1 pseudogene and 1 other annotated feature are annotated in these 802 nt (G+C 68.0%); the pseudogene reads right to left on the bottom strand.

What is annotated here, in order from left to right:
* A pseudogene (locus ON21_RS40310) lies at positions 1-748 on the bottom strand (IS3 family transposase); the annotation flags it as partial.
* Positions 337-468: a sequence feature (AL1L pseudoknot), on the bottom strand. It overlaps the preceding pseudogene by 132 nt.
* Positions 749-802: the final 54 nt, after the last annotated feature.

The following is an 802-nucleotide window of genomic DNA, read 5'->3' as shown; positions in this document are numbered from 1 at the left end:
GGTGAAATCGGCGACCCACCACTGATCCGGACGCGTCGGCCGCGACCAGGCCCGCCCGATCAGATCCGGGTGCCGCGCGGGTCGGTCACGGCCGCGGTCGGTTGTGACCGTGGTGCGCCGCCCACGCACCACCCCGTCGACCCCGACCAGCCGCATCAAGCGCGCGACCTGATCACGGCCGAGAATGTGGCCGGCTCGGCGTGCGGCGAGCCAGAGTTTGCGCACACCGTAGACACCCCGGTTGGCCATCCACAGGTCCAACAAGGCGTTCGCGGTGTGCGCGTCGGCCCACACCGCGGCGCTGATACCGCGCTTGCGTGCGGCGTAGTAGGTGGACGGGGCGATCGCCACGCCGTGCTCGGTCAACACGCGGCAGATCGGGTCGACCCCGAACCGGTTCTTGTGAGCGTCGATGTAGTCGACGATCACCGCAGTCGGCGGTCGACCTCCGCCGCCGCGAAAAACGCGCTCGCCGTCCGCAAAATACCGTTGGCCCTTCGCAATTCGGCCACCTCGCGGCGCAGCGCCTTCAGCTCCTCGGACTCCGACACCGACGCCGGCACCGGATCGTCGGCTGGTTGTTCAGTCTTCTCGACCCAGTTCCGCAGCGTCGCCGGCTTGATATCCAGCAACGCGCCCACATGCCGTCGCGCCGCGGCCATCGACTCGCCGTGCTCGCGGACCGGTCCTCATACATCCGAACCGCCCGAGCACGGGTCTCCTCGTCGAACTTCCGTGGTGCACCCATGAATGCAGTCTCCCTTGCAAAAACGGGAGTCTCCAACCAACCCAGGACGGTTCA

The organism is Nocardia araoensis NBRC 100135, from assembly GCF_000308435.1.
Taxonomy (GTDB): Bacteria; Actinomycetota; Actinomycetes; order Mycobacteriales; family Mycobacteriaceae; genus Nocardia; species Nocardia araoensis.
Note: the sequence above shows the minus strand (reverse complement) of the source record. Positions and strands in the feature narration are given on the sequence as shown.